The sequence below is a fragment of the Enterobacter sp. 01-M-02-SI-ECC genome, assembly GCF_047530595.1.
GTDB classification, from domain to species: domain Bacteria; phylum Pseudomonadota; class Gammaproteobacteria; order Enterobacterales; family Enterobacteriaceae; genus Enterobacter; species Enterobacter cloacae_M.
Genome location: NZ_JBLKCZ010000059.1, coordinates 1 through 5,245 on the forward strand (window position 1 = coordinate 1; position 5,245 = coordinate 5,245).

General features: G+C 44.7%; 3 protein-coding genes and 1 pseudogene. 2 read left to right on the forward strand and 2 right to left on the reverse strand.

Annotated elements, in window-relative coordinates; genetic code table 11:
• Positions 1-2,203: Tn3 family transposase (locus ACMWLG_RS25290; protein WP_414763056.1), on the reverse strand; the 2,203-nt coding region annotated here is incomplete at its 3' end.
• 163 nt (positions 2,204-2,366) lie between these two features.
• Here ACMWLG_RS25290 and ACMWLG_RS25295 point away from each other — a divergent pair.
• A complete protein-coding gene (locus ACMWLG_RS25295) occupies positions 2,367-2,918 on the forward strand; it encodes a recombinase family protein (RefSeq protein ID WP_032309862.1) in 552 nt (183 codons plus the stop codon).
• Positions 2,919-2,933: 15 nt separating this feature from the next.
• Positions 2,934-5,030 (forward strand): P-loop ATPase, Sll1717 family, encoded by a 2,097-nt coding sequence (locus ACMWLG_RS25300; protein WP_032309855.1) that lies wholly within the window; start codon positions 2,934-2,936, stop codon positions 5,028-5,030.
• Positions 5,031-5,148: 118 nt separating this feature from the next.
• Here ACMWLG_RS25300 and ACMWLG_RS25305 read toward each other — a convergent pair.
• A pseudogene (locus ACMWLG_RS25305) lies at positions 5,149-5,245 on the reverse strand (hypothetical protein); the annotation flags it as partial.

Genomic DNA, 5,245 nt, shown 5'->3' on the forward strand with positions numbered 1-5,245 from the left:
GGACAACGATGCCGTGGAATCCAGAGTACTGATCAGAGACGAAGTTGTACCAGGTGATGCCACGTCCGGAACCAAAATATTTTCTGTTAGGTCCTGAATTGACGGTTTTCACCGGCGTGACAAAGCGCATGCCATCAGCTGAAGCCACTTCGCCACCACCCCAGCGGCCAGCAAGCTCCAGTGTGGACTGAAAATCAACCAGGCGGGCATTGGCGCTGACCAGCGTTTCTGCCCGGAGGTAATTCTGTTTTACCCAGCTAAGCCGGTGGCGCGTCAGCGCCGGTATATTGTGCTTTATCAGCGGTTCCAGCCCGATATTGCAGGCCTCTGCCATCAGGACCGCGCACAGGCTGATGTGCAGATCCTGTGCCCGGGCCCCGGATTCACTGACATGCGTAAACTCACGTGTAAATCCCGTTCTGGCATCTATTTCAAGCAACAGTTCCGTCAAATCTACTGGCGGGAGTAGCAGCCTTACCCGACTGTTGAGACGATGCAACGATGTTGGCTCCTCCAGTTTCTCCAGGCTGCTGATAGTCAGGGAAGGATGTTTACCGTCATGGCAAATATGAACCTCCGCATTTCCTTCAAAGCGGGATGCGACGGTTTTCCAGGTTTCATCTAGCTGGACCGCCAACTGTTGCACGCCTTTATGTCCATCAGTGGGATGTCCCAGCGCCCGGCAAACGGGGACCCGCTGAGCCTGCCATTCTTCCCCCTGCAACAGCTTCTCGCGGGGATTTCCCCAGCGATCGCTGTTTTCGAGCCAGATGTCCCTTCGACGTAGTGCATCCTGAAGGCGCTCCAGCAGACAAAGCGAGTAACCGGCACGCTGTATCCGGCCCTCCGCATCGTATACCAGGCGTTTCCAGGGGCCGGTAATAATATGTTCAGGCGCATTGTCCAGGATGCGCTTTTTCGAGCAGTTCAGTTCGGTCAGATAATGAATGGCGGACAACGTATGTTCTCCGGCTGGCGCTGCCTGGAAATGCAGGTCGCGCAATACCGCCGGAAGAAAGCGCTTTACCCGCCCGTACTGCTCCACCATTTCGTCATGGAAATTGTTGTTCTGAGGCCGGGCCAGCTCATTTACCTTGCAGACGGATTCTGCCAGCCTGCTTTTCGGTATGCTGTTGAATATGGTCTCCCTCAGTTCAGCATCGTCAGCCTGTTCATCCAGCAACAATGAACATGCCCGCGCCAATATTAGCGCAGCACGATCAAGATCTTTAAGCGTCCTGAGCCGTTTTTTCTGCCCCGTTTTCTTCGCCGCACGAGTGATATCCAGTATCAGCATATCGAGCACATCAACGGCCTCATCCAGCGCCGCAGTCTCCTGCGCTTTAACGAATGCTGTGAGTACGGCCAGTTTTCTCTGCTGTGGCATTCGCGCGATATATTTTACCGACGCCATGCCTGCGTAACGGGCCAAATTACGCAGTTGTATAGCAGGCAGACCGGTAAAATTCAGTCGGGAAAATTCCAGGTTTCGCAGCCGGATATACCGCTCCAGCGCTTCGGTAAATGCCGGGCCGCTGACGGTGACCGGTCCCTTTTTCAGTTGCTCCAGCGGTGAAGTACGCTGCCCCTCAGGAATGTCCAGAAGCTCCGTCACGCGGGCGGTCTGCCAGCTGTCCGGCAACGCGGCCAGTTTCTTCCACAGCCGCTGATTTGCCCGTTCGCGTATTTCACTGACGAGACGTACAAGTGTGGTTGCTCCGGGCAGCAGGACCTTATTCTGAAGCAGCCACGCGGTGGCAAAATCAAACATAAGGCCGGGTCGCTCATTACTGAGCCATGCGCGGGTGTACAGCAGGCGCTTCAGGCGGAAAGACCAGGGGAAATCGCCAAATTCATGGTAACCGTAATATTCCTTAATCAGCGCAGTATGCTCTCTGAGGGTGGTAACCCGTTCTGCGTAGCGGGTAAGGACTTCTGGACGGCGAATATTAAGCTGCACCGCGACAAATTGCTGAACACCTGGCAGAACCCGGGTTAAGTCTGTCAGAAAGGTGCCCAGAAAACGGGCGGTGGTGAGCTGAAGCGCAATTCCCAGCCGGTTATGCCTTCCCCGCCGCTGGTTAATGAAGGCAAGATCCCGCTCATCAAGATGAAAATAGCGCGCCAGCTGCACGTCATTGGGTTCTGCAACATAGCGACCATAATTCAGTTCCTGCTCAGTGGTCAGAAAATCGACGGGCATACCGGCCTCCCTGCCTGATGGTCATGAATTAACAATTTCGCAACCGTCCGAAATATTATAAATTATCGGACATACTAAAATGGTATTGTTTATGTGTCTATTAAATCGATTTTTTGTTATAACAGACACCTGTTGTCCGATATTTGATTTAGGATACATTTTTATGCGCCTTTTTGGTTACGCACGGGTATCAACTAGTCAGCAGTCGCTCGATATTCAGATCAGTGCGCTCAAAGAAGCAGGAGTGAAAGCAAATCGTATCTTTACTGATAAGGCATCCGGCAGTTCGGTTGATCGTCCGGGGCTTGATCTGCTGCGTATGAAGGTGGAGGATGGTGACGCCATTCTGGTGAAGAAGCTCGACCGTCTTGGCCGTGACACTGCCGATATGATCCAGTTAATTAAAGCATTCGACGCTCAGGGCGTAGCTGTCCGGTTTATCGATGACGGAATCAGTACTGATGGTGACATGGGAAAAATGGTGGTCACTATTCTGTCTGCTGTAGCTCAAGCCGAACGTCAAAGAATATTAGAACGAACAAATGAAGGTCGCCAAGAAGCAATGGCAAAGGGAGTTGTGTTCGGTAGAAAAAGAAAAATAAACAGAGGTGCGATATTAAATATGTGGAAACAAGGTTTAGGAGCCTCACACATATCAAAAACAATGAATATTGCTCGTTCAACAGTATATAAAGTAATAAATGAAAGCAACTAATATAAAAGGTTGAATATGGAATTTAATATTACTTCAAAGTCTAATCCGTTTGGCGATACAACAGCAGAAAATGATAAGAAAATGTTGAGCAGTGCTTTCATCGAAACTGCTGACTTTAGAACTTTAATTGAAACAGATGACCGAACTATTGTTGTAGGCAGACGAGGGACTGGTAAAAGTGCTTTATTCATTCAGCTAAATGAGCATTGGAAGAAAGATAAAAAAATATTAATCCTAAGTTTTTCACCAGACGACACGCAAATAATTGGCTTTAGATCAATGTTGAAGCCATTTACAGGCTCATTCAATTTAGCCAGGGCAGCAACAAGGTTATTATGGCGATATGCTATGTTAATGGAGATAGCATCATATATATCTTCTCATTATAAATTATCATCTCAAATTTCGACAGAAACATTGTTGAATGAGCATTTAAAGAAATGGAATGCTGCACAAGGTGATATTTTAAGAAAGTGTAGGATTGTAGCAAAAGAATATTTAGATGAAAACAATCCTGAAGAATCAATTGGTGACCTTCAATTTAATTTGAATATTTCAGAAATCGAAGGCAATATAGTTTCACTTCTTGAACGCTCAGACAGGAAAGTTGTCATTTTGATGGATAAGCTAGATGAAGCATATGAACCGGATAATATAGGAATAGGAATCATAGCTGGTCTGGCATATGCCTCAATCGAATTAAATCAAAAAGCAAAATGCATTCGCCCAATCATTTTTTTAAGGGATAATATATTTAGATCGCTATCAAAGGAAGATCCTGACTACTCAAGAAATATAGAGGGGCAAGTCATAAGGCTGCATTGGGATTGGGCACAACTCTTAATGCTATCGGCTAAAAGAATGAAAGTGGCATTTAATCTAGATATTGAGAAAGATCAACGGGTTTGGGATAGGTGTACAGCCGATGACCTCAAAGGAAGGAATGGTTTTAAGCGATGCTTGCAATTTACCCTTTACCGTCCCAGAGACTTACTGTCATTGTTAAATGAAGCTTTTTTCTCCGCATTTAGAGAGAATCGAGAAACCATTATTAACACTGATCTAGAATATGCAGCCAAGTCAATTTCCATGGCCAGGCTTGAAGATCTTTGGAAGGAGTACCAGAAGATTTTCCCTTCAATACAAGTTATAACTAGTGCATTCCGTAGTATTGAACCTGAATTAACAGTCTACACTTGCTTAAAAAAAATAGAAGCATCTTTCGAATCAATAGAAGAAAATGAAGACCCAAAAATAATCTCTGAAATACAATTACTAAAAGCTAGTGGGATCCTCCAAAGTTTGTATAGCGTAGGATTTGTGGGTATACGTGATAAAAACACTTCATCCTATTCATTTTGCCATGATGGACGAACCCCAGACAAAGGTTTTGAAAGCAGTGAAAAACTATTAATTCATCCATGTTATTGGCTTGGTTTGAATTTAAATCGCAACGCTCTTGCTCCAGAGGAAGCTGAGGAAATAAATGACGAATATGATATCAATGTTGTTTCCGATAATTCAGCCATTAGAAATAAAACAATAGGTCAAATAACCACTCATCTGGATCAAATACCGACAGGAAATGAAGGGGCTAATGAATTTGAGCAATGGTGCTTAGACGCACTAAGAATTGTATTTGCATCCCACCTGACAGATATAAAACCGCATCCAAACGGTAACGCGGTTCAGAGAAGAGATATTATAGGTACCAATGGTGGAAAATCAGATTTTTGGAAGCGTGTATTAGAAGACTATAAAACAAGACAAGTTGTTTTTGATGCAAAAAATTTTGAAGAATTAGGTCCATCTGAGTACAGACAATTACAATCATATTTAACAGGTCCGTATGGAAAATTAGGGTTTATTATTAATAGAGAAGAAAGTGAGGCATTGAAATCAGGGAGAGATTTGGATTGGACAAAAGAAATGTATCAATCTCATAATTCATTAATAATAAAATTACCTGCGAAATACATATCTAAATTGTTGCAAAAATTAAGAAACCCTGAGAAGCATGACGCTATAGATAGTCAGATGGGGAAACTTTTAACTCTATATGAAACATCATATATGGCCATTAAAAGCACTCAAAAGAAACGAAGAAAATAGCATCAGGTACATCATATGAGAGGGTTCCTGAAAAGGAACTTTCTCATATTTTATAATAAATCAATAATATATATCCTTAGCGTACGTTTTCGTTCCATTGGACCTCAAACCCCTTACTGGCTTTCACGAAGCCGAACTGCCGCTTGATGATGCGAAACGGGTGCTCCACCCTGGCACGGATGCTGGCTTTCATGTATTCGATGTTGATGGCCGTT

What these genes read in the sequence shown, in the direction of transcription:
- ACMWLG_RS25295 (WP_032309862.1), top strand. Translation starts at nt 2,367, where the DNA reads ATGCGCCTTTTTGGTTACGCACGGGTATCAACTAGTCAGCAGTCGCTC.
- ACMWLG_RS25300 (WP_032309855.1), top strand. Translation starts at nt 2,934, where the DNA reads ATGGAATTTAATATTACTTCAAAGTCTAATCCGTTTGGCGATACAACA.